Source organism: Streptomyces sp. NBC_01003 (assembly GCF_045162695.1).
In the GTDB taxonomy this organism is placed as follows: Bacteria; Actinomycetota; Actinomycetes; order Streptomycetales; family Streptomycetaceae; genus Streptomyces.
The window spans coordinates 8,156,707-8,178,241 of record NZ_CP108707.1 but is presented as its reverse complement, the minus strand read 5'-3'; the positions used below and the strand labels follow the sequence as shown (position 1 = coordinate 8,178,241).

Sequence of the window (21,535 nt, the reverse complement as noted above, 5' to 3'; positions counted from 1 at the left end):
CGCTTCACCTTCGTGGTGGAGCGCCCCACGGTCGTTTCAGTGGGTGTGCCCGCCCTCGGGGCCGGTGTCTCCGAGGTCAGGTGCCGCGCAGTAGTCGACGCCGGACTCGGGTGCGACGAGGTCGCCGGACTGGGCGTCGGTGCAGTAGGCGTCGAAGACTTCGGCCGCGGTGAGCGGTAGCAGGCGCTCGTCGCGCAGGCGCCAGCCTTGGACTCGGTCGTCCGTGTCCGGGGCAGTGGTGCGCATGACCAGACCGCCCGGGCTTGCCGTGGCGATGCCGAGTGCGAGGACCGTGGTGAACTCGAGCGCCTCCTTCTCGTCGAGTCGTGTGCTGTCCTCGGTGCAGCGGTCGACGTGGAGTACCGACAGCACCGATTCCACGTCGGTGGGGATGCTGCACACGAGGTGATGGGCGCCGGTGCCTGCCGCGTCGAGGACCCGCGTCAGGAGGTGCGAGGCGCGGGCGAAGGCGTCCCTTCCGATGTCCCGGCCGCAGGCGCCGCACGGTCCGATCCGGGCGAGGACGGACGAGGCGTACTCCCAGGTGGCCTGGCGGACGGCCTCGTCCACCAGGTCGGGCAGGAGGTCGGCCAGGGGCTGTCCCTCGTAAGGCACGGTGGTGCCCATGACGGCGAGTTCGGCGGTGAAGCGGGTGCGGCTGGTGGGGGTGTCCGGTTCGAGGCCGGTCTCGGCGCAGAACTCCGCGTACTCCTCGGGGTCGAAGAGGGCAACGGTGGTGTGTCCGCCCTGTGCGGCGAGGGCCTGGAGGAGGTTCTCCACCTGCTGGAGGTACGTGTCGTGGTCGTCGAAGGCGAAGGTGCGGTAGCTCCGCATCGCCGTGAAGTCGCGTTCGTCGGCGAGCAGGCCGATGATGCCCGCGACTTCACGGCGCAGGACGCGTCGCATGCCGGCGTGCCGGGTGTTCTGGGTGTGCGCCATGGTTCCCCCTGAGAGCTGTAGTCAATGCTCACTCACAGTAATCGGCGGCACTGACAACGGCGGTGGAACCGGGTTCGGTCAGGGGCGGTTGCGGGCGATGTCTTCGTAGAAGCGCAGGAGTTCGACGCTGTCGACCGAGCCGAGGTTGACGGCCTTTTCGAGGGGGGTGCCCTGGAGGAGGCGCTTGACCGGGACCTCGATGCGCTTGCCGGTGAGGGTGTGCGGGACGCCTGGGGCTTCGATGATGTCGTCGGGGATGTGGCGCGGGGAGAGGTTCTCGCGGATGGTCTGCTTGATGCGGGCGCGGAGGTCGTCGTCGAGTACGGCGCCGGGCGCGAGGTGGACGAACAGGGGCATCCAGTAGCCGCCGTCGGGCTGTTCGAGGCCGATGACGAGGGACTCGCGGATTTCGGGGAGGCGTTCGACGGCCTCGTAGATGTCGGCCGAACCCATGCGGACGCCCTGGCGGTTCAGGGTGGAGTCCGAACGGCCGTGGATCACGACCGAACCGCGGGAGGTGAGGGTGATCCAGTCGCCGTGCCGCCAGACGCCGGGGTAGGTGTCGAAGTAGCTGTCGTGATAGCGGCTGCCGTCGGGGTCGTTCCAGAAGCGGATCGGCATCGAGGGCATGGGGTTGGTGACGACGAGTTCACCGACTTCGTCGATGTGCGGTTTGCCCTGCGGGTCCCAGGACTGGAGGTCCGTGCCGAGGCAGGGGGCCTGGAGTTCGCCGATGTGGACGGGCAGGGTCGGGACGGCTCCGGCAAAGCAGGAGCAGACGTCCGTGCCACCGCTGACGGAGGCGATCCAGAGGTCTTCGCGCACCTCGTCGTGGAGCCAGCGGAAGCCGTCGGGTGGGAGCGGCGAGCCGGTCGTGGCGACGCACTTGACGCGGGACAGGTCGTGGTCGCGCGAGGGGTGGACGCCGGCCTTGCGGCACGCCATGACGTAAGCGGCCGAGGTGCCGAAGAGGGTGGCTCCGGTGCGTTCGGCGACGGCCCACTGGGCGCCGGTGTCGGGGTAGCCGGGGCTGCCGTCGTAGACGACGATCGTGGTGCCCGTGAGGAGGCCGGAGGCTAGGAAGTTCCACATCATCCAGCCGGTGGACGTGTACCAGAAGAACCGGTCGCCGGGGCCGAGGTCGCAGTGCAGGCCGAGCTGTTTGAGGTGCTCGATGAGGATGCCGCCCTGGGACTGGACGATCGCCTTGGGGAGTCCCGTCGTGCCTGAGGAGTACAGAACCCAGAGCGGGTGGTCGAAGGGGACGGCTTCGAAGACGGGCTCGGTGTCGGCGGAGGTGAGCTCCGACCACTCAAGGGCCCCTTCGGGGGCGTCTGTGCCCAGCAGCGGGATGTGGACGACCGCGCGGAGGGTGGGCAGTTCGGCGCGGAGTTCGCCGACAGTGTCGCGGCGGTCGTGCTCCTTGCCGCCGTAGCGGTAGCCGTCGACGGTGAACAGGACGACGGGTTCGACCTGTTGGAAGCGGTCGAGGACACTGCGGGCGCCGAAGTCGGGGGCGCAGGACGTCCAGACCCCGCCGACGGCCGCGGTGGCGAGGAGGGCGACGACGGCCTCGGGGATGTTCGGCAGGTAGCCGCTGACGCGGTCGCCCGGGCGTACGCCGATGGCGCGCAGTTCGGCGGCGAGCGAGCCGACCTGGCGGCGCAGTTCCGCCCAGGTCACGGGGCGAGGTTCGTGTGTCTCGTCCACGTGGAGGATGGCCGGGGTGTCCGCGCGCTCGGGCTCGGTGGCGGTGCGCAGGGCGTGTTCGGCGTAGTTCAAGGTGGCGCCGGGGAACCACTCGGCTCCGGGCATGGAGCGGTCGCCGAGCACGCGCGCGTACGGGGTGGTGAACCGGATGTCGAACCAGTCGGCGACGGCCTTCCAGAACGTGTCGAGTTCGGTCACCGACCAGCGGTGCAGCGCTTCGTAACCGCCGTCGGCGGGGGCTCCGTAGTGTTCGGACGCCCAGGCCTGGAAGCGCGTGATCTGCGCTTCGGCGATGAATTCCTTGTCGGGCTTCCAGAGCGGCGTCGGATTCGCTGCGGACGGCATGGGGCGGCTCCCGGATGTACGCGTGGTGTGCGTCGGTCCCGCGCACGGGCCGGTGTGTGCGCGTGACGCGGCTGACAGGGACGATGCCACGTGATCGACTTCCGCACCAGGTTGCGCCCCACATAGTCCGTGTCGTGAAGATGTGCTGCCACCACGGATGAACGGCAGTTGAACGACTCACTATTGCGCGCCCCGCAATGACAGGGTGAGCAGCATGAACGGTCGTGACCTGGTAAGCGCGGTGAGGGCGGTTGGCTTGGTGGGTGCGGTCCAGGGATTGCGGGCGGTGCGGTCCTCGTGGCGCAGGAAGCGGGCCGACGCGGTGGGTCTGCGGCGCCGGGGGCCGGAGCGGGCGAGGGTGCCGGGTCCGGTGACGGGGGCCGAGCCGGCACCCGGTGGTGGTGTCGTCCGGTTCACGCGGTCCCGGCTGCGGATCACGGTGACCGTGACGGGCGCGGTCTTCTGGGGCTGGGACGGGGCGGACCCGGAACCGTCGTACGCGCTGGCGGGTTCCTGTCCTCAGCCGGATCCGCGGGCTGTCCTGGAGCCGGACAAGGACGGCGGCTGGCGGGTGGTGGCGGAGCGGGTGACCGTCGTCGTGTCGCGGCACGGCGCCGTCTCCGTGTGCACTCCGGGGGGTGTGGTGCTGCGGCGTGATCTGCCGCCGCGTTGGTGGGAGCCCGTGGACGGGGGCGAGGCGCGGTGGGTGCAACGGTCCGAGGTGGCCGCCGACGCGCGGTTCTTCGGGCTGGGCGGCCGGGCCTCGGGGCCTCGGCTGCGGGACGGCGCGTACCGGCTGTGGAACACCGATCCGGGCGGTTCCTTCGGGCCTGGTGACGATCCGCTGTATCTGACCATGCCGGTGCAGATGGTGGTTGCCGACGCCGGCACCCATCTGGTGTTCCACGACAACTCGTGGGACGGCACGGTGACCCTGTCGGAGGGCGAGGAGGGCGCCGGTTCCGGGCACGACCGGGCGGGGAACTGCGAGGTCCGTATGGAGGGCGGTCCTCTGCGCTGCTGGGTCATGGTGGGTGCCCCCGCGCGCGTGCTGCTTGCGTGGTCGTCGCTGACCGGTACGCCCGCGCTGCCGCCGGCCTGGGCACTGGGGTATCAGCACGCGCGCTGGGGCTTCGGCGGGGGGCACGAAGTGCGGCGGATCGTCGCGGGCTACCGGGAGCGGGGGCTTCCGCTCGACGCGGTGCATCTGGACATCGATCATCTCGACGCGTTTCAGGTGTTCACGGTCGACCAGGAGACGTATCCGGGGCTCCCGCGGCTCGCCGAGGAGCTGCGCGGGGACGGTGTGCGGCTGGTGTCGATCGTCGACCCCGCGGTCAAGGCGGAGGCGGGGAACGCCGTGTACGACGCGGGAGCGTCCGTGGATGCCTTTGTGAAGGACGCGGCGGGGAGACCGGTACGTGGCGTGGTGTGGCCGGGTGAGTCCGTGTACCCCGACTTCACCGACCGCGCGGTGCGCAAATGGTGGGGCGGCCTGTACGAGGAGCGGCTCGCCCAGGGGTTCTCGGGGTTCTGGCACGACATGAACGAGCCGGCGTCGTTCGCCGCGTTCGGTGACCCGACGCTGCCCCGCTCGGCACGGCACTCCCTGGAGGGGCGGGGCGGTGACCATCGGGAGGCGCACAACGTGTACGGGCTGTGCATGGCGCGCGCCGGGTACGAGGGGCTGCGTGAACTGCGGCCCCAGGAGCGGCCGTTCCTGTTCTCGCGCTCGGGCTGGGCGGGGATGCAGCGCTACGGGGGGACGTGGTCCGGGGATGTGGCCACGGGGTGGCCCGGTTTGCGCGCGTCGTTGTCCCTGGTGCTGGGCCTCGGGTTGTGCGGAGTGCCGTATTCGGGCCCGGACGTGGGCGGGTTCGACGGGGATCCGTCTCCTGAGCTGTATCTGCGGTGGCTCCAGCTGGGTGCGTATCTGCCGCTGTTCCGCACGCATGCGGCGCTGCGGGCGGGGCGTCGGGAGCCGTGGGAGTTCGGTGACGAGGTGCTGGGGCACGCGCGCGTGGCGCTCGTCGAGCGCAGGCGGCTGCTGCCGTACTTCGTGACGCTGGCTCATCTCGCGCGGCGTACGGGCGCTCCATATGTGCGGCCTGTGTGGTGGGGCGCTCCGGAGGACAGGGCGTTGCGGGACTGCGAGGACGCGTTCTTGTTGGGTGACTCCTTGTTGGTGGCTCCGGTCCTGGAGCCGGGTGCGGACCGGCGGGCGGTGCGACTGCCGCGCGGGCGCTGGTACGACACGGAGAGCGGGCAGGCTCACGAGGGGCCCGGTCAGGTTCTGGTGGACGCGCCGCTGTCCCGTGTTCCCGTCTTCGCGCGGGCGGGCGCGGTGATCCCGGTGCGGGGCGAGGACGGGGAGCTGTGCCTTGAGGTGTGGGCTCCGGCGCGGGGGCGCACCGGCGGCGGGGTTGTCGTGCCCGATGTCGGTGACGGCTGGCAGGCGTCGGACGTTCAGCGCTACACCACGCGGTGGAGCGGCGGCAGTGTGGTGGTGGAGCGGCAGGACGAGGGAGGGCCGGCCGAGCCCGCGTACCCGGTGCGGATCCGCGGGCTCTGAGCGTTCAGAGGGCTGGGGAGGTCATGCGGCGGTGCGCGTCACACGTAGCGGCCCTCGAACCAGGCGCGGGCGGCCAGGGTGTGGAGGGGGAAGGCGAGTTCGGCCGGGCGGCGCAAGAGGTGCCAGCCTTCGGTCTCGTCCGTGACGGCGGGCTCGGGCAGTTCGGCGGCCGGGCGTTCCGGGAGGAGGCCGAACAGGAGCAGGTGTCCGTCGGGCGAGCTCATGGCGTCGGCGAGGCGCACGTCGCGGCTCGCCGCCTCGATGCCCGTCTCCTCCTTGAGCTCACGGACGACGGCGTCCTTCCAGTCCTCCCTGTGGTCGACGAACCCGCCGGGCAGGGCGACTCCCCCGCGCGCGGGGGCGATGGTCCGGGTGATCACGACGAGAGCGGAACCGCGGCTGTCGTAGACGGCCTGGAGGGCGACCGCGACCGGCAGGGGGTTGCGGTAGCTCACGTCGGCGCAGGCCGGGCACGTGCGCGGCCATCCCGAGACGTCGGGTCCGTAGGCGGTTCCACAGCTCGAACAGTGAGAATCCGGAACGGCGTTGGTTATGTGGTGGGGTGCTGACACGCCGCGGACTGTATCCGATCGCGAAGCGCTGCTCTTCCCTGGCCACCCTTGATCCTGATAGATGCAGGGTTCATGACCTCAACAGCAACTGCCGTACGCAGACTCGCCGTCACCGCTGCCGCCGCGCTCCTGTGGACTGCCACCGCTCCCGGCGCCGCGCAGGCGAAGCCCGAGCCCAAGGCTCCCGCGCAGTTCGTGGCGCTGCGGGACGTCGACCCGACGATCATCCAGGAGATCCGCTACATCACTCCGCACAACTTCGTCGGGGCGCCTGTGGACGGCTACGAGAAGCCGATGTGCATCCTCACCGAACCTGCCGCGAAGGCGCTCCACAAGGCGCAGGCGGGGCTCCTGAAGCGGGGTTACTCGCTGAAGGTGTACGACTGCTACCGGCCGCAGCGGGCGGTCGACCACTTCGTGCGCTGGGCCAAGGACCTCGACGACCAGCGGATGAAGGCGGAGTTCTATCCGCAGGTCGACAAGACGCGACTGTTCGCCGACGGTTACATCGCGGAGAAGTCCGGGCACAGCCGGGGCTCCACGCTCGATCTGACCGTCGTGAAGTTGCCGGCGGTGCCCACGCGCGCGTACGTGCCCGGTGAGCGGCTGGCGCCCTGCTACGGACCGAAGAAGGACCGATTCCCCGACAACTCGGTGGACATGGGTACGGGCTTCGACTGCTTCGACACGCTCGCTCACACCGATGACCCGCGGATCCAGGGGGCGCAGCGCGCGAACCGTGACCTCCTGCGGGACGCCCTGGCCGCTCAGGGGTTCGTGAACCTGCCCGAGGAGTGGTGGCACTTCACGTACAAGCCGGAGCTCTTCCCGGACACGTACTTCGACTTCCCCATCTCGCGGCGTTCCCTGAGTGGCCGGCCCATGGCACACTTCTGACGGTCCATCAGATCTGCTGGTGTTCTGGTGGCGTCGTCGGAATCCAGCGCGGGAGGGGCCTTGTCGCGTACGCGCACACCTGTCGTGGCCGATTGGTTCACCGGGGAGGGAGAGGACTTCCGGCTGCTCGGCACGCGCTGCTCGGCCTGCGCCTCGGTCTTCTTCCCCCGCGAGGACACCTTCTGCCGCAACCCCGGCTGCGCCGGAGGGGAGCTGCTCTCCGTGCCGCTCTCCCCGCGCGGCCGGGTCTGGTCGTACACGGACAGCCGGTACCGGCCGCCCGCGCCGTACGTGTCCGATCCGGAACTTCCATGGCAGCCCTACACGTTGATCGCTGTGGAACTGGAGGCGGAGCGCCTGGTGGTGCTCGGGCAGGCGGTTCCCGGAGTCTCCGTGGCCGACCTGGAGGTGGGCATGGAAGTGGAGGTCGTGCCCGGCGTGCTCGACGAGGACGGGGACACGACCTGGACGGCGTGGCACTGGCGGCCGACGGGGGTGGCGGCATGACGGACGACGTGGCGGTGCTCGGGGCGGGCATGCACCCCTGGGGCAAGTGGGGGCGCGGTTTCGTCGAGTACGGGACGGTGGCGGCGCGGGCGGCGCTCGCCGACGCCGGGGTCGACTGGCGCGACGTGGACTCCGTCGTGGGCGCGGACACGGTGCGGGGCGGGTACCCGGGCTATGTGGCGGGCGCGACGTTCGCGAAGGCGCTCGGCTGGCAGGGCGCGCGGGTCGCGAGCGTGTACGCGGCGTGCGCCTCGGGCGCCCAGGCGGTCAACGCGGCTCGTACGCAGATCCTCGCGGGGCTCGCCGACGTCGTGCTCGTGGTGGGTGCCGACGCCGCTCCCAAGGGGTTCTTCCGGCCCGCGGGCGGGGACCGGCACGACGATCCGGACTGGCTGCGGTTCCGGGTCCTCGGCGCGACCAACCCGGCGTACTTCGGCCTGTACGCGCGCCGGCGCATGGCCGTGCACGGGGACACGCTGGAGGACTTCGCGCAGGTCAAGGTGAAGAACGCGGCGGCGGGCGCGCTCAATCCGAATGCCCGGTACCGCAAGACGGTGACGGCCGACGAGGTGGCCGCGTCGGCGGTCGTCGCCGATCCCCTGCGGCTCCTGGACATCTGCGCCACGTCCGACGGGGCCGCCGCGCTCGTGCTGTGCGGCATGGACTTCGCGCGCAAACACGGAGTGCGCAACCCGGTGCGGATCCGCGCGGTGTCCACGGTCACGCCGACGTATCCGAACACGGTGCTCGACCTCCCGGACATCGCCACCGACTCGGCCGCGGCCGTCGAGCCGGACGGCGTCACCTTCCGCGCCTCCATCGCGCGGGCCGCGTACGAGGAGGCCGGAATCGGCCCGGAAGACCTCTCCCTCGCCGAGGTGTACGACCTGTCGACCGCTCTGGAACTCCAGTGGTACGAGGATCTGGGGCTGTGCGGCGAGGGCGAGGCGGCGAAGCTGCTGAGAGAAGGCGCGACGGCGCCGGGCGGGCGCATACCCGTGAACGCCAGTGGTGGACTCGCGTCCTTCGGAGAGGCGGTCCCCGCACAGGCCATCGCCCAGGTCTGCGAGCTGACATGGCAGCTGCGCGGTACGGCGGGCGCCCGGCAGGTGGCGGACGCGCGCGTGGGAATCACGGCGAATCAGGGACTGTTCGGGCACGGCTCGTCCGTGGTCGCGGTCCGCTGACCGGCGCCCTCCTATGGATCCGTACGCTGCGTGTTCGGCCGAAAAGGGTGCGTGAACAGCTCGTGAACTGCGCTTGGGCGCGCGCCGGGGGCGCCATTATGCTTCCGTGCCTTCCTGGACGGACGCTCTCCGTTTCGCCTTCCAGCCGGTCGTCAACCTGACGACCGGAGCCGTGGCGGCCCTGGAGATGCTCGCCCGTCCGGAGGTCGGCGACGTGCTCGCACAGGCCCGGCGCGACCCTGAACTCGACGGCTGTCTTGCCGCGTTGGCGGTGCGCTCGGCGGCGCAGCGGGAGACGCTGCTGCCGCTGCACGTCAATGTGTTCGCGGGGACGGTGGCGGACCTCGGTGGTCTCGCCGCACTCCGGGACGCCGTCCGGGGCGTGGGGCGGCTGCCCTGGGAAGTGACGGTCGACATCGGTCCCCCGTTCACCCACGTGCCGCACCGGGCGCTCCTGGAGGGGGTCACGGCCCTGCGCGAGGAGGGCTTCCGGATCTGTGCGGACGGCGTCGGTGACGGCGACCTGCCACTGCGGCTCCTGGTCGACCTGGCGCCGGACCTCGTGAAGCTCGATGCCTCGCTGCTGTCGCGTCCCGCGTCGGTGAGCGCGATGCGGACGCTGTGCGAGGGGCTGGGCGCGCTGCTCGGCGTCGAGGGCGTGGAGACGGAGTTGCAGTGCGGCGCCGCTCGGGAGGCCGGTGCGCAGCTGGCCCAGGGCGAGCTGTTCGCGCCGCCGTCGCGGCTGCCGGCGGCCGATGTGTACGTCCCGGCGCTCACTCCCCCGGTGGCGTCGCCGCCGCCTTCGGGGCCACCGGTGCGCCAGTTCGTGCGGCCCGCCGCATTGCTGCCCGCATCGGCCTCGGCTGGGCGTGTACGCGCCCTGCTCACCGGGTCTCCTGACGTGTCCGGCGTGCTCCTGGTGGACTCGGCGGGTGCACCGGTGCGTTCGGTGCAGCGGGACCGCTTCCTGTTGTCCCTGTCGGGCCGCTACGGGCACGCGCTCTACGCCGACCGGCCGGCCGCCCGCCACGGTGACCGGCCGCGCACGGTGGGCGTGGACGCCACCGCCTGGGAGGTTCTCGACGTACTCGCGGACGGCGAGCGCAGCCGTACGGCCGACGACGTCGCGGTCGTCGACGAGCGGGGCCGGTGCGTGGGCATCGTGCGGCTCGCCGATCTCGTGCGCGCGCTGGCCGAGAGCCGGGTCGAGGAGGCGGCGGCGCTCAATCCGCTGACGCGGCTGCCCGGTTCGGACTCCATCACGGGCGAGGTGGACCGGCGGATCGCGCAGGGGCGCGGGTTCGCCCTGAGCTGGCTGGACATCGATGGGTTCAAGCAGGTCAACGACGGGGCGGGGTTCGCCGCGGGTGACGATCTGATCCGCGAGGTGGGCAGGTCCCTGGAACGGGCCGCGTCGGGGGCGACCAGGGTGGGGCACATCGGGGGCGACGACTTCCTGGTCCTGGCCGATCCGGACGGGCTCGATCCGCTGGCTTCCGCGGTGCTCGACGTGCCCTGGGCGGCGGGCGGGCGGCCCGTCACGATGTCGCTCGCCACGGTGCTGTGCGCGGCGGGCAGCGTCGCCGACCACCGGCAGGCGGCCGCGTCCCTGGCGCCGCTCAAACAGGCCGCCAAGGCTCTGCCGGGGGCGAGTTGGGTCATCGGACGCTCGGACACGCCGGGGCACGAGGTGCGGCGGGGTATGCGTTCGGGGGCGGCCCCGGTGTCCGGGGCCGCATGGGCGGGGACAGGACCGCGCGCGGAAGCGGAATCGGGCCGGGCAGCCACGGGATGAGGCGGAGGCGGGCCGTACGGCGGGCGCCGCCAACCGTTCCCGTCCGCGACCTTGACGCTCCATCACGGCCGGTGAACACTTCCCCGTGTCAGTCGGCATCGCCGCACGTCGTCCCACCGCCGCTCAGGGCCCCAGCCTGTCCGTCGGGCTCCTCCTGTCGCGTTCAGGCAGGTCAGGGCCCTCTCCCTGCGGCGATACGAGCGATCCGACTGAGCGGGAACGCTTGTCGCGGGCGCCGGGCGGGGCGCGGGAACCCTTTCCGTCGGCCGTTGCAGCCAGAGCCATCCAGAACCAGCCATGGAAAACGCACCCTGCACTGAGGACCGGGGCGTATCGCTCCGGGCGAGGGCCTAGGAGCCGCCATGAGCAATGGAGACATCTTCGTCGGTGAGGTCATCGGGACCGCGATCCTGATTCTGTTCGGCGCGGGCGTGTGCGCCGCGGTCACGCTCAAGCATTCCAAGGCGAGAGCCTCGGGATGGGTCGTCATCGCGTTCGGATGGGGCTTCGGCGTGCTGGCCGGGGCGTACACCGCCGCGCCGCTGTCGGGGGGCCAGCTCAACCCGGCGGTGACGATCGGCATCGCCGTGGACACCGGCAAGTGGGACAAGGTCTGGGTCTATCTGCTCGGCCAGATGGTCGGCGCGATGCTGGGCGCCGTGCTGGCCTATCTCGTCTATCTGGCCCAGTTCAACGCCAACGTCACATCGGAGTCCGCCGACGGCGAAGCGGAAGGCGACGGGCCCACTCCGACGCTCGGGATCTTCTCCACGATCCCCGAGATCAACAACCCCGTGGCCAACCTCATCACCGAGATCATCGCGACCGTCGCCCTCGTACTGCCCATCCTCGCGTTCGGGCTCACCAAGGGGCTCGGGGAGTCCGGCACGACCGTACTCGTCGTGGCATTCCTGGTCGTCGGGATCGGTCTCTCACTCGGCGGGCCCACCGGATATGCCATCAACCCGGCGCGCGACCTCGGCCCGCGCATCGTGCACTCGTTCCTTCCGATCCCCAACAAGGGCACGTCCGGCTGGGGTTACGCCATCATCCCGGTGGCCGGGCCGCTGATCGGCGGCGCGCTGGCGGGGCTCATCTACAACGCGGCGTTCTGACCGCGGCCGCGCAGCCGCCACGCCGCTTTCGCGTCCCCGCGCGCGGGGACCTCGGACGAAGACGAAGGGGAGTCACATGCCCGACAACGATGAGAAGTACGTCGCCGCCATCGACCAGGGCACCACGTCGAGCCGCTGCATCATCTTCAACCACGGCGGCGAGATCGTCGCCGTCGACCAGCGCGAGCACCGGCAGATCTTCCCGAAGCCCGGCTGGGTGGAGCACGACGCCACCGAGATCTGGTCCAAGGTGCAGGCCGTGGTCGCCGGCGCGCTCGCCAAGGCCGGGCTGCGGGCCGACGACCTCAGCGCGCTCGGCATCACCAACCAGCGTGAGACGACGGTCCTTTGGGACCGGGCCACGGGCCGGCCCGTGCACAACGCGATCGTGTGGCAGGACACCCGTACGTCGGCGCTGTGCAACGAACTGGGCGGCACGGACGGACAGGACCGCTTCCGGGAGCAGACCGGTCTGCCGCTCGCGAGCTACTTCTCCGGGCCCAAGGCGGCCTGGCTGCTCGACAACGTGCCGGGGCTGCGCGCCCGCGCCGAGCGGGGCGAGATCGCCTTCGGCACCATCGACTCCTGGCTTATCTGGAATCTGACGGGCGGCACGGACGGCGGCGTGCACGTCACCGACGTCACCAACGCCGGTCGCACCATGCTGATGAACCTGGAGACGCTCCAGTGGGACCAGGGCATCCTGTCGGCGATGAACGTGCCGGAGGCGGTGCTACCGGAGATCAGGTCGTCGGCCGAGGTCTACGGGACGGCCGTCGGCCAGCTCTCCGGCGTGCCGGTCGCGTCCGCGCTCGGCGACCAGCAGGCGGCGATCTTCGGGCAGGCCTGCTACGACACGGGGACGGCCAAGAACACGTACGGCACGGGCAGTTTCCTGCTGCTCAACACCGGGAACCGGCCCGTCCCCTCGAAGAACGGGCTGCTCACCACCATGGGGTACAAGATCGGCTCCGAGGCTCCCGTGTACTGCCTCGAAGGGTCGATCGCGATCACCGGCGCCCTGGTCCAGTGGTTCCGCGACCAGCTCGGGATCATCCGCACGGCCGACGAGATCGAGACGCTCGCGGCGAGTGTGAACGACAACGGCGGCGCCTACATCGTGCCCGCGTTCTCCGGCCTGTTCGCGCCGTACTGGCGCTCGGACGCGCGCGGTGTCATCACGGGCCTGACGCGGTACGTCACCAAGGCCCATCTGGCGCGGGCGGTCCTGGAGGCGACGAGCTGGCAGACACGCGAGGTCGTCGACGCGATGTACCAGGACTCCGGCGTGCAGATCACGACGCTGAAGGTCGACGGCGGCATGACCAAGAACAATCTCCTGATGCAGCATCAGGCGGATGTCCTCGGAGTGCCGGTGATCCGGCCGCGGGTGTCCGAGACGACGTGCTTGGGCGCCGCGTACGCGGCCGGGCTCGCGACGGGGGTGTGGAACGACCTGGACGAGCTCAAGGCGCACTGGCAGCGCGACGCGGAGTGGACGCCGGCGATGGACGGCGGGACGCGTGAGCGCGAGTACCGCAACTGGCGCAAGGCCGTGGAGAAGAGCTTCGGCTGGCACGACGACGAGGCGTGACGGTCGGCGCGCGCCTCTTGTGACTGGCACGTGGTCCTGGCGAGGACCACGCGCGCGTGGACGACGGTCCGCACCCCGGTCGGCGAGGGTGCGGGCCGTTCCCATGGGTTCCGTCACCGCGCCGGCGGATCAGGTGGCGGCCGGCTGGCGGCGGCGCGCGCTCGCGGCCATGGCGTGCTCGACGACGCCGATGAGGACCTCCTTGACGGTCTCCTTCTCACGCGCGTCGCACATCAGAACGGGCACGTCGGAGTCGAGGTCGAGGGCCTGGCGTACGGCGTCGGCCGGGTAACGGGCCGATCCCTCGAAGCAGTTGACGCCCACCACGAACGGTATGGAGCGCCGCTCGAAGTAGTCGACGGCGGCGAAGCAGTCCTCCAGGCGGCGGGTGTCGGCGAGAACGACGGCTCCCAGGGCGCCGGTCGCCAGCTCGTCCCACAGGAACCAGAAGCGGTCCTGCCCGGGTGTGCCGAAGAGGTAGAGCACCAGGTCCTCGCGGAGCGTGATCCGGCCGAAGTCCATGGCGACCGTGGTGGTGTGCTTGCCCTCGACGCCCCGGATGTCGTCGAGCGGGCGGCCCGCCTCGCTCAGCAGCTCCTCGGTGCGCAGGGGCTTGATCTCACTGACCGCGCCGACGAGCGTCGTCTTGCCCACGCCGAATCCGCCGGCCACGAGGATCTTGAGCGTGACGGGCTCCACGGGGGGCTTGCCGCGCTCAGAACGCCCGAAGATCATGGGTCTCTTCTCCTGCCTCACTGCTGTCGCTGTGGTCGTTCCCGGCGGGCGGCGGCGGACCGTATCCGCCGCCTCCGGGGGTTTCGATGACGAGTACGTCTCCGGGGAGCACGTCCGCCGAGTCGCTGCCGGCGAGCCGGTCGACCGTGCCGTCGGGGTGCTCCACGGAGTTGGCGCCCAGGGCTCCCGGCCCGCCGCCCGCCATGCCGTACGGCGGGATTCTGCGGTGCTGCGAGAGCGTGGACACGGTCATGGGTTCGAGGAAGCGGAGGCGGCGTACGGCGCCGTCGCCGCCGCGCCACCGTCCGGGGCCCCCGCTGCCGCGCCGCACGGCGAACTCCTCGAGCAGGACGGGCAGTCGCCACTCCAGGACCTCGGGGTCGGTGAGACGCGAGTTGGTCATATGGGTCTGTACGACGGGCGCTCCGTGGAAGCCGTCACCTGCTCCGGAGCCCGAGGCCACGGTCTCGTAGTACTGGTGGCTCTCGTTGCCGAAGGTCACGTTGTTCATCGTCCCGGAGCCCTCGGCCTGGACGCTCAGGGCCGCGTAGAGGGCTCCGGTGATGGCCTGGGAGGTCTCCACGTTGCCGGCGACGACGGCGGCGGGTGGCTCGGGGGCGAGGAAGGAGCCCGGAGGGACGACGATGTGCAAGGGGCGCAGGCAGCCGTCGTTGAGGGGGATGTCGTCGTCCACGAGGGTGCGGAAGACGTACAGGACGGCCGCGTTGACGACGGCGAAGGGCGCGTTGAAGTTGGTGGCGAGCTGTGGCGATGTGCCGGTGAAGTCGACGGTCGCGCTGCGCTGTTCGCGGTCCACGGTGACCCGGACGCGGATCATGGCGCCCGAGTCGGTCTCGTAGGCGAACTCACCGTCCTGTAGGGCGTCGACAACGCGGCGCACGGCCTCTTCCGCGTTGTCCTGGACGTGCTTCATGTACGCCTGGACGACGTCGAGCCCGAAGTGGTCGATCATGCGGGCGACTTCGTCGACGCCCTTCTGGTTGGCGGCGATCTGGGCGCGCAGGTCGGCGAGGTTGGTCCGCGGGTTGCGGGACGGATAGGGGCCGCCGGTGAGCAGGCCCAGAGTCTCCGTCTCGCGGAAGCTGCCCCCTTCGACGAGCAGCCAGTTGTCGAAGAGGATGCCTTCCTCGTCGATGGTGCGGCTGCCTGCGGGCATGGAGCCGGGGGCGATGCCGCCGATCTCCGCGTGGTGGCCGCGCGAGGCGACGTAGAACAGGATCCGCTCACCCTCCGTGTCGAAGACCGGGGTGATGACGGTGACGTCGGGGAGGTGGGTGCCCCCGTGATAGGGGTCGTTGACGGCGTAGGTGTCGCCCGGCCGCATGCGCGTGCCGCGGCGGCGGATGACCTCCTTGACGCTGGTGCCCATGGATCCCAGGTGGACGGGGATGTGGGGGGCGTTGGCGACGAGGCTGCCGTCGGGGTCGAAGAGCGCGCACGAGAAGTCGAGGCGCTCCTTGATGTTGACCGACTGGGAGGTGGACTCCAGGCGGGCGCCCATCTGTTCGGCGATCGACATGAAGAGGTTGTTGAAGACTTCGAGGAGTACGGGGTCGGCTGCCGTGCCGATGTCGGAACTCTCCGTGACCGCCGCGCGTTCCATGATCAGGTGGCCGTCGTCCGTCACGGCCGCCCGCCAGCCGTCGTCCACGACCGTCGTGGAGCCGGACTCGGCGATGATCGCGGGTCCGGTGACACTTTCGCCGGGCGGCAGTTGGTCGCGTCGGTGCAGGGGCACGTCGCGCCAGGAGCCGCCGGTGTGGAGCCTGACGGCCTCCGGGACGGCGGGCGGGGCCGAGCGGGGTGCGAGGGCGGACAGATCGGGGGGTGCAGTGAGGCCGGTTGCTTCGACGGAGAGTGCTTCGACGACGAGAGGGCGGTCGAGGGTGAAGGAGTAGGTGGCGCGATGGCGTTCTTCGAAGGCGGCGCGCATCGTCTCCGGGTCCGTGAGTTCCACGGTGAGCGTCGTGTCGGTGCCGTCGTAGCGCAGTTGGGCCCGGCGGGTGACGCGGATGCGGTCCTCGGGCACGTCCTCGGCGAGGAGTTCGGCGCGGGCCGCGCCCTCCAGGTCGTCGGCGGTCTTGTGGACGTGCGGCATGGCGGACGGTTCGAGCGGTGCCTCGGCGGACTGCTCGCGCATGGCGGTCGTGTCGGCGAGACCGATGCCGAGCGCGGACAGGACGCCCGCCATGGGCGGTACGAGGACGGTGCGGATGCCGAGCGAGTCGGCGACCCGGCACGCGTGCTGGCCACCGGCCCCGCCGAACGTGGTGAGGGCGTAGCGGGTGACGTCGTGGCCCTTCTGGACGGAGATCCGCTTCACGGCGTTCGCGATGTTGGCGACGGCGATCTGCAGATAGCCCTCGGCGACCTGCTCCGGGGTGCGGTCGTCGCCGGTGCGGTCGCGGATCTCGCGGGCGAGCGCGGCGAAGCGGTCCCGTACGAGGGTGTGGTCCAGGGGCTGGTCCCCGTCGGGGCCGAACACCCGGGGGAAATGGGCGGGTTGGATGCGCCCGAGGGCCACGTTCGCGTCGGTGACGGTCAGCGGGCCGCCGCCGCGGTAGCAGGCGGGTCCGGGGTCGGCGCCCGCGGAGTCGGGGCCCACGCGGTAGCGGCTGCCGTCGAAGTGGAGGACGGAGCCGCCGCCGGCCGCGACGGTGTGGATGTCGAGCATGGGGGCGCGCAGGCGCACGCCGGCGATCTGCGTGGTGAAGACGCGCTCGTACTCCCCCGCGTAGTGCGACACGTCCGTGGACGTGCCGCCCATGTCGAAGCCGATGACGCGGTCGAAGCCGGCGAGCCGGGAGACCCGGGCCATGCCGACGATGCCGCCGGCGGGGCCGGACAGGATGGCGTCCTTGCCGCGGAACTGCCCGGCCTCGGTGAGCCCCCCGTTGGACTGCATGAACATGAGGCGTACGCCCGCGAGTTGGTCCGCCACCTGCTGGACGTAGCGGCGAAGGACCGGCGACAGATAGGCGTCGACGACCGTCGTGTCCCCTCGCGGGACGAGCTTCATCAGCGGGCTGACCTCGCTGGAGAGCGAGATCTGCGGGAAGCCGATCCGGGCCGCGAGGGCGCCGATCTGCCGCTCGTGGTCGGGATACAGGTGGCTGTGCATGCAGACGACGGCGAGGGCCCTGATCCCGTCGTCGTACGCCTGGCGCAGCGACACTTCGAGGGCGTCCGTGTCGAGGGGGGTGAGGACGGCGCCGTGGGCGTCGATGCGCTCGTCGGCCTCGATGACCCGTTCGTGGAGCAGCTCGGGCAGCTCGATGCGGCGGGCGAAGATGCGGGGCCTGTTCTGGTACGCGATGCGCAGGGCGTCACGGAAGCCTCGGGTGACCACCAGGGCGGTGCGTTCGCCCTTGCGTTCCAGGAGGGCGTTGGTGGCGACGGTGGTGCCCATGCGGACGGAGTCGACGTGGGCGTGCCCCGACTCGCCCTCGCTGTCCAGAAGTTCGCGGATCGCGGCGACGGCGGGGTCCCGGTAGCGGGCGGGGTTGTCGGACAGGAGCTTGTGGGTGAGCAGGCGTCCGCCGGGGTGCCGCGCGACGACGTCGGTGAACGTGCCGCCTCGGTCGATCCAGAACTGCCAGCCTGTCACGCGCGTCTCCGTTGTTCGCCCCGCTGCTCGCCTGGTCCCCACCCCCGTGTGTGGCCTCGGTGTACGCGTGGGTCAGAGCGCCCTGAGACCGTTGATCACGTCGCGCAGAATACTCTCGTCCGGGAGCTCGGCAGGGGGTACGGGCCGGGTCACATGGACCAGTTTCTCGTCGACGAGATCGCCGATGAGGACGCGTACGACGCCGATGGGAAGGTCGAGTTCCGCGGCGAGTTCCGCTACCGACTGGGGGCTGTCGCGGCACAGTCCGACGATGTCCACGTGTTCCGGGGACAGCGTCTGGTCGGCGGCGGGGTCACCGGTGCGGTGTTCCGCGACGACGACCGCGATCAGGTCGAGGCGATGCTGGGCCGCGCTGGTGGTGCGGCCGCGTGTCATGGCGTACGGGCGAACCACCGGTCCGGCCTCGTCGTCGAACCAGTGGTGCGTCTCCTGCGTCCCCTCCCCGTCAGGGCTCATACCGGCCCACTACCCGCCGGCGGACAGATCGGTGCGCGGAGCGGTCCCCAGATGCACGCCGACCCGCTTGACCAGCAAGGTCATCTCGTACGCGACGAGACCGACGTCGGAGTCCGCGTCCGACAGGACGGCGAGGCAGCTGCCGTCGCCGGCTGCCGTGACGAAGAGGAAGGCGTCGTCCAGCTCCACGACGGTCTGGCGGACGCTGCCCGCCTCGAAGTGCCGGCCGACCCCCTTGGCCAGGCTGTGGAAGCCGGAGGCGACGGCGGCGAGATGCTCGCTGTCCTCCCGGGTGAGGTCCTTCGAGACCCCGGTCGGCAGGCCGTCCCCGGAGAGCACGAGCGCCTTGCGGATACTGGCGACGCGCTCCACCAGGTCGTCCAGGAGCCAGTTCAGCTCCCCGGAACCGCCGTTCGCGGTGGTGTGTGCGGCGGCCTTCGGTGCGGTCATCGACCGTCCCCCTCAGATGTCGTTCCCTGTGCTGTGCCGTCGGAGGCGTCGTCGCCTGCGGCGTTCTCCTCACGGCCGCGGCGCCAGCCTCGCTGGAGCGAGGCCATCCGGTTGCGGACCTCGTCGGCGTCGCGCTCGGCGGGGCTGTCCGAGTGGTTGGGCCCCTCCCGGTCCGCGGCGCGGTCGGCGCGCAGGTCGGGTCCTTCCTTGAGCTGCGGGGCGAGATTGGCCTGGCGCACACGGCGGGGCAGGCCACTCGGCAAGCTCGGCGCGGGGGCGTCGGCGGCCGGTTCCGGCGCGGGGTCGCGCACCGGCTCCGGGCGACGTGCGGGAGTCGCGTCCTGCGAGGCATCGGCACGGGCGCGCCTGCGCGGCAGATCCGGCGCGGACGCCGAAGTGAGACGGCGCTCGCGGGGTCCCTCCGGGGCTTCCGCGCGGTACGCGTCCCCCGGGGTGTCCGGGGTCGGGGCCTCGGGATCCCGTGGGACGCTGCGCGAGTTCTCGGGTCGGCCGTCCGTGCGTTGGTTGTCCGATTCCGACTCGCCGGGCCTCGTGTGGGTGACGGGCCTGCCGTGCGAGCTGACGAGCTTCGGTGCCCTGCGGCGCGGCAGCGGCACGGGCGCGTCGTCGCCGTCGGCCCGGTGGGTGGGCTCGGCCCGGTCCTCGAACTCGTCGCGCGCGTGCTGGTGCTGCTCTCCGGGGAGCCCGGCGGGGCGGCGGCGCGGCCGGAAGAGCCCGCCCCGCTCGCTGTCCTCGTCATCGAGAGCGCCGGGGAAGGGCGTGAGGTCCGACGCCGCAAGCGGCGCCTCCAGCTCCACGGGCCCGTCCAGGAGAGAGGCCGGAAGAACCGGGAGCGGGCTGCCCGCCGTGGAGAGTTTCGGGGAGCGCACGCCGGGGGCCTCGCCGCGCCCGGCGCTGCGGGGACGGTCGAGACGGAAGCCGGCGCCCTCGGTGTCGGGGGCGTCGGTGAGCAGGGTGTCCGGGATGAAGACGATCGCGGTCGTGCCGCCGTACGGGGACGGCTGGAGCGAGACGCGGACGTTCTGGCGCTGGGCGAGCCGACTGACCACGAACAGGCCGAGCCGGTCGGTGTCGGAGAGTTCGAACTCGGGCGTCTCGGCGAGCCGCAGATTGGCGTCGAGGAGCGCGTCGGCCGCCATGCCGAGGCCCCGGTCGTGGATCTCCAGCGTGAAGCCGTTGGCGACGCGCTCGCCGACGACTTGCACGGCGGTGTGCGGCGGCGAGAACACCGTGGCGTTCTCCAGGAGTTCGGCCACGAGGTGGGTGAGGTCGGCGACGGCGGGGCCGGTGACGGCGATGCGCGGCAGGCGCCGGACCTCGACGCGCTCGTAGTCCTCCACCTCGGCGACGGAGGCCCGGACGATGTCCATGAGCTGGACGGGCCTGCGCCACTGCCGGGAGGGGGCGGCGCCGGAGAGGATCACCAGGCCTTCCGCGTGGCGCCGCATGCGCGTGGTCAGGTGGTCGAGGCGGAACAGGTCGGCGAGTTCGTCGGTGTCCTCGGTCCTGCGCTCCATCGTGTCGAGCAGGGTGAGCTGCTTGTGGAGGAGCACCTGGCTGCGCCGGGCGAGGTTGACGAAGACCTCGGAGACGCCGTGGCGCAGTTCGGCCTGCTTGACGGCGGCCTCGACGGCGGAGCGCTGAAGGGTGTTGAGCGCCTGGCCGACCTGCCCGATCTCGTTCTTGTCGTACTCCAGGCGGGGGGCCTCGGTCTCCACGTCGACGTGTTCGCCTGCCGCGAGACGGCGCATCACGCTGGGCAGTCGCACACCGGACGCCTCGTGGGCCTCCAGGCGCAGCTGCCGCAGATCGCGGACGAGGCTGCGGCCGATGCGTACGGACAGGAACAGCGAGAGCAGCAGCGCGAGCAGGCCGAGCACACCGGCCACTCCGGCCTGCAGGAAGACATTGATCGCGATGGGGCGCGCCCGGTCCTGGTAGCGCTCCGTGGCGGCGGTGTCGCGCTTGACGAGCTCGTCGAGCACCTGGCCCGAAGTGTTGTTCCAGGCACGTGCGGTGACGCCCCGGGGGGTGCCCGCCGTGGAGTCGGCGAGGGTGTTCTCCGCCGTGCGCAGGGCCGCCGTGTCCGCGCTCTTCCAGTAGCGCTCGAACTCGGCGCGGTCGTCGTCGGGGAGCAGCGCGAGGCTGGTCTCGTACAGGATTCCGCGCTGGGCGACGAGGTCGGAGACCTGGCGCAGTTCCTTCTGCGTGATCCGGCGGGCGACGAGCGCCGAGCCGACCAACGCGTCCTCGCGGGACAGCAGTTCACGCGCTCGCAGCACACCGATGACGGCGCGGCCCTGGCGGTCCATCGCCGAGTTGTCGAAGCTGCTGAGCGTGAGCAGGAAGTCGTACGTAGGGTCGATGAGGCGGTTGTAGAAGTCGAGGGCCTGCTCGCGGGTGACGGTTCCTTCGTCGACGTTGCGGCGCAGGGACTCGATGCCGTCGAATCCCTCGACGACGGCGCCGATGCGGCGCCGGGAGTCGTCGCTCATGTCGTCGCGGATCCCGGAGTTCTCGGCCTTCGTCCTGATCTGGGCCATCGCCTCGTCGGAGGCGCTGCGGCGGCTGCGCAGCTTGGAGAGGGCGTCGGAGGCCCGCGGGTCGGCCAGGTAGACAAGGGTCTGGCGGCGCTCGTCCTGAAGGGTCCGCGCGGCGTCGGAGATCGGGTAGCCGATCTCGTCGGCGACCTTCCCCGCCGAAACCAGCTGAGTCGCGGCGCGGCCCGTGATCACCGTGGAGAAAGCCCAGATGGCGGTCAGGGACACCAGCGGCACCAGGAGCAACGCCACGATCTTCCGGCGGATGGACTTCCCGCGAAAGCGCATGGCCTCCCCCAGATCGACCCCTGCGGTCAGGGGTACACATGTGCGGCAACAAACGGCGCGAGCCTACTACTGACGCAGGAGCAACTCGAAGGGCTGTCCGGATGCTGTCCGGTGGCCAGTGGCGTGGGACGTCAGCATGTGTCCGGGCATTGCGGGAGATTGC

15 protein-coding genes are annotated in these 21,535 nt (G+C 71.2%); 7 read left to right on the top strand and 8 right to left on the bottom strand.

Features of this window, described 5'->3' with window-relative positions:
• Positions 1-36: 36 nt before the first annotated feature.
• Together OG698_RS37290 and OG698_RS37285 are read right to left on the bottom strand one after the other, a co-directional pair.
• On the bottom strand, positions 37-939 hold the full coding sequence (locus OG698_RS37290) for a hypothetical protein (protein ID WP_406108300.1): 903 nt from the start codon (positions 937-939) through the stop codon (positions 37-39).
• Between the two features lie 78 nt (positions 940-1,017).
• The gene (locus tag OG698_RS37285) at positions 1,018-2,994 is read right to left on the bottom strand and encodes an acetoacetate--CoA ligase (protein ID WP_406108298.1); all 1,977 of its coding nucleotides are present in this window, start codon (positions 2,992-2,994) and stop codon (positions 1,018-1,020) included.
• A 214-nt stretch (positions 2,995-3,208) separates the two neighbouring features.
• Between OG698_RS37285 and OG698_RS37280 the strand changes: the two genes are divergently transcribed.
• Positions 3,209-5,566 (top strand): glycoside hydrolase family 31 protein, encoded by a 2,358-nt coding sequence (locus tag OG698_RS37280; protein ID WP_406108296.1) that lies wholly within the window; start codon positions 3,209-3,211, stop codon positions 5,564-5,566.
• 38 nt (positions 5,567-5,604) lie between these two features.
• On the opposite strand, the gene OG698_RS37275 is transcribed toward OG698_RS37280, so the two are convergent.
• Positions 5,605-6,138 (bottom strand): NUDIX domain-containing protein, encoded by a 534-nt coding sequence (locus OG698_RS37275; RefSeq protein ID WP_100597510.1) that lies wholly within the window; start codon positions 6,136-6,138, stop codon positions 5,605-5,607.
• Positions 6,139-6,210: 72 nt separating this feature from the next.
• Here OG698_RS37275 and OG698_RS37270 point away from each other — a divergent pair, with 72 nt between their 5' ends.
• From OG698_RS37270 to glpK, 6 genes are all read left to right on the top strand, one after another.
• Positions 6,211-7,035: a M15 family metallopeptidase gene (locus tag OG698_RS37270; RefSeq protein WP_406108294.1), complete on the top strand. Its 825-nt coding sequence runs from the start codon at positions 6,211-6,213 to the stop codon at positions 7,033-7,035.
• A 60-nt stretch (positions 7,036-7,095) separates the two neighbouring features.
• Complete coding sequence (locus OG698_RS37265; protein WP_383095449.1) at positions 7,096-7,542, top strand: Zn-ribbon domain-containing OB-fold protein; 447 nt, start codon at positions 7,096-7,098, stop codon at positions 7,540-7,542.
• Complete coding sequence (locus tag OG698_RS37260; protein ID WP_326776799.1) at positions 7,539-8,729, top strand: lipid-transfer protein; 1,191 nt, start codon at positions 7,539-7,541, stop codon at positions 8,727-8,729. Before OG698_RS37265 ends, OG698_RS37260 begins: the two co-directional genes overlap by 4 nt.
• 106 nt (positions 8,730-8,835) lie before the next feature.
• The gene (locus OG698_RS37255) at positions 8,836-10,524 is read left to right on the top strand and encodes an EAL domain-containing protein (protein ID WP_406108292.1); all 1,689 of its coding nucleotides are present in this window, start codon (positions 8,836-8,838) and stop codon (positions 10,522-10,524) included.
• 362 nt (positions 10,525-10,886) lie between these two features.
• Complete coding sequence (locus tag OG698_RS37250; RefSeq protein WP_406108290.1) at positions 10,887-11,639, top strand: MIP/aquaporin family protein; 753 nt, start codon at positions 10,887-10,889, stop codon at positions 11,637-11,639.
• Positions 11,640-11,715: 76 nt separating this feature from the next.
• Positions 11,716-13,233, top strand: coding sequence for a glycerol kinase GlpK (gene glpK / locus OG698_RS37245; RefSeq protein ID WP_406108288.1), 1,518 nt, complete (start codon positions 11,716-11,718; stop codon positions 13,231-13,233).
• A gap of 129 nt (positions 13,234-13,362) precedes the next feature.
• Here glpK and OG698_RS37240 read toward each other — a convergent pair whose 3' ends face one another.
• The 5 genes from OG698_RS37240 to OG698_RS37220 all read right to left on the bottom strand — a co-directional run bounded on the left by OG698_RS37240 (position 13,363) and on the right by OG698_RS37220 (position 21,372).
• A complete protein-coding gene (locus tag OG698_RS37240) occupies positions 13,363-13,968 on the bottom strand; it encodes a GTP-binding protein (protein WP_406108287.1) in 606 nt (201 codons plus the stop codon).
• Complete coding sequence (locus OG698_RS37235; RefSeq protein WP_406108285.1) at positions 13,949-17,596, bottom strand: hydantoinase B/oxoprolinase family protein; 3,648 nt, start codon at positions 17,594-17,596, stop codon at positions 13,949-13,951. Before OG698_RS37235 ends, OG698_RS37240 begins: the two co-directional genes overlap by 20 nt.
• Before the next feature lie 72 nt (positions 17,597-17,668).
• Positions 17,669-18,073: a DUF742 domain-containing protein gene (locus OG698_RS37230; RefSeq protein ID WP_329575584.1), complete on the bottom strand. Its 405-nt coding sequence runs from the start codon at positions 18,071-18,073 to the stop codon at positions 17,669-17,671.
• Positions 18,074-18,082: 9 nt separating this feature from the next.
• Positions 18,083-18,523, bottom strand: a complete 441-nt coding sequence (locus OG698_RS37225; protein ID WP_100597501.1) for a roadblock/LC7 domain-containing protein — start codon at positions 18,521-18,523, stop codon at positions 18,083-18,085.
• The gene (locus tag OG698_RS37220; RefSeq protein ID WP_406108283.1) at positions 18,520-21,372 is read right to left on the bottom strand and encodes a nitrate- and nitrite sensing domain-containing protein; all 2,853 of its coding nucleotides are present in this window, start codon (positions 21,370-21,372) and stop codon (positions 18,520-18,522) included. Before OG698_RS37220 ends, OG698_RS37225 begins: the two co-directional genes overlap by 4 nt.
• Between the last annotated feature and the right edge of the window lie 163 nt (positions 21,373-21,535).

Excerpts from the sequence above, each read along its gene's own strand:
- OG698_RS37270 (WP_406108294.1), top strand. The coding sequence starts at position 6,211 with ATGACCTCAACAGCAACTGCCGTACGCAGACTCGCCGTCACCGCTGCC.
- OG698_RS37290 (WP_406108300.1), bottom strand. The coding sequence starts at position 939 with ATGGCGCACACCCAGAACACCCGGCACGCCGGCATGCGACGCGTCCTG.
- OG698_RS37250 (WP_406108290.1), top strand. The coding sequence starts at position 10,887 with ATGAGCAATGGAGACATCTTCGTCGGTGAGGTCATCGGGACCGCGATC.
- OG698_RS37240 (WP_406108287.1), bottom strand. The coding sequence starts at position 13,968 with ATGATCTTCGGGCGTTCTGAGCGCGGCAAGCCCCCCGTGGAGCCCGTC.
- OG698_RS37285 (WP_406108298.1), bottom strand. The coding sequence starts at position 2,994 with ATGCCGTCCGCAGCGAATCCGACGCCGCTCTGGAAGCCCGACAAGGAA.
- OG698_RS37230 (WP_329575584.1), bottom strand. The coding sequence starts at position 18,073 with ATGAGCCCTGACGGGGAGGGGACGCAGGAGACGCACCACTGGTTCGAC.
- OG698_RS37260 (WP_326776799.1), top strand. The coding sequence starts at position 7,539 with ATGACGGACGACGTGGCGGTGCTCGGGGCGGGCATGCACCCCTGGGGC.
- OG698_RS37225 (WP_100597501.1), bottom strand. The coding sequence starts at position 18,523 with ATGACCGCACCGAAGGCCGCCGCACACACCACCGCGAACGGCGGTTCC.
- OG698_RS37280 (WP_406108296.1), top strand. The coding sequence starts at position 3,209 with ATGAACGGTCGTGACCTGGTAAGCGCGGTGAGGGCGGTTGGCTTGGTG.
- OG698_RS37220 (WP_406108283.1), bottom strand. The coding sequence starts at position 21,372 with ATGCGCTTTCGCGGGAAGTCCATCCGCCGGAAGATCGTGGCGTTGCTC.
- glpK (WP_406108288.1), top strand. The coding sequence starts at position 11,716 with ATGCCCGACAACGATGAGAAGTACGTCGCCGCCATCGACCAGGGCACC.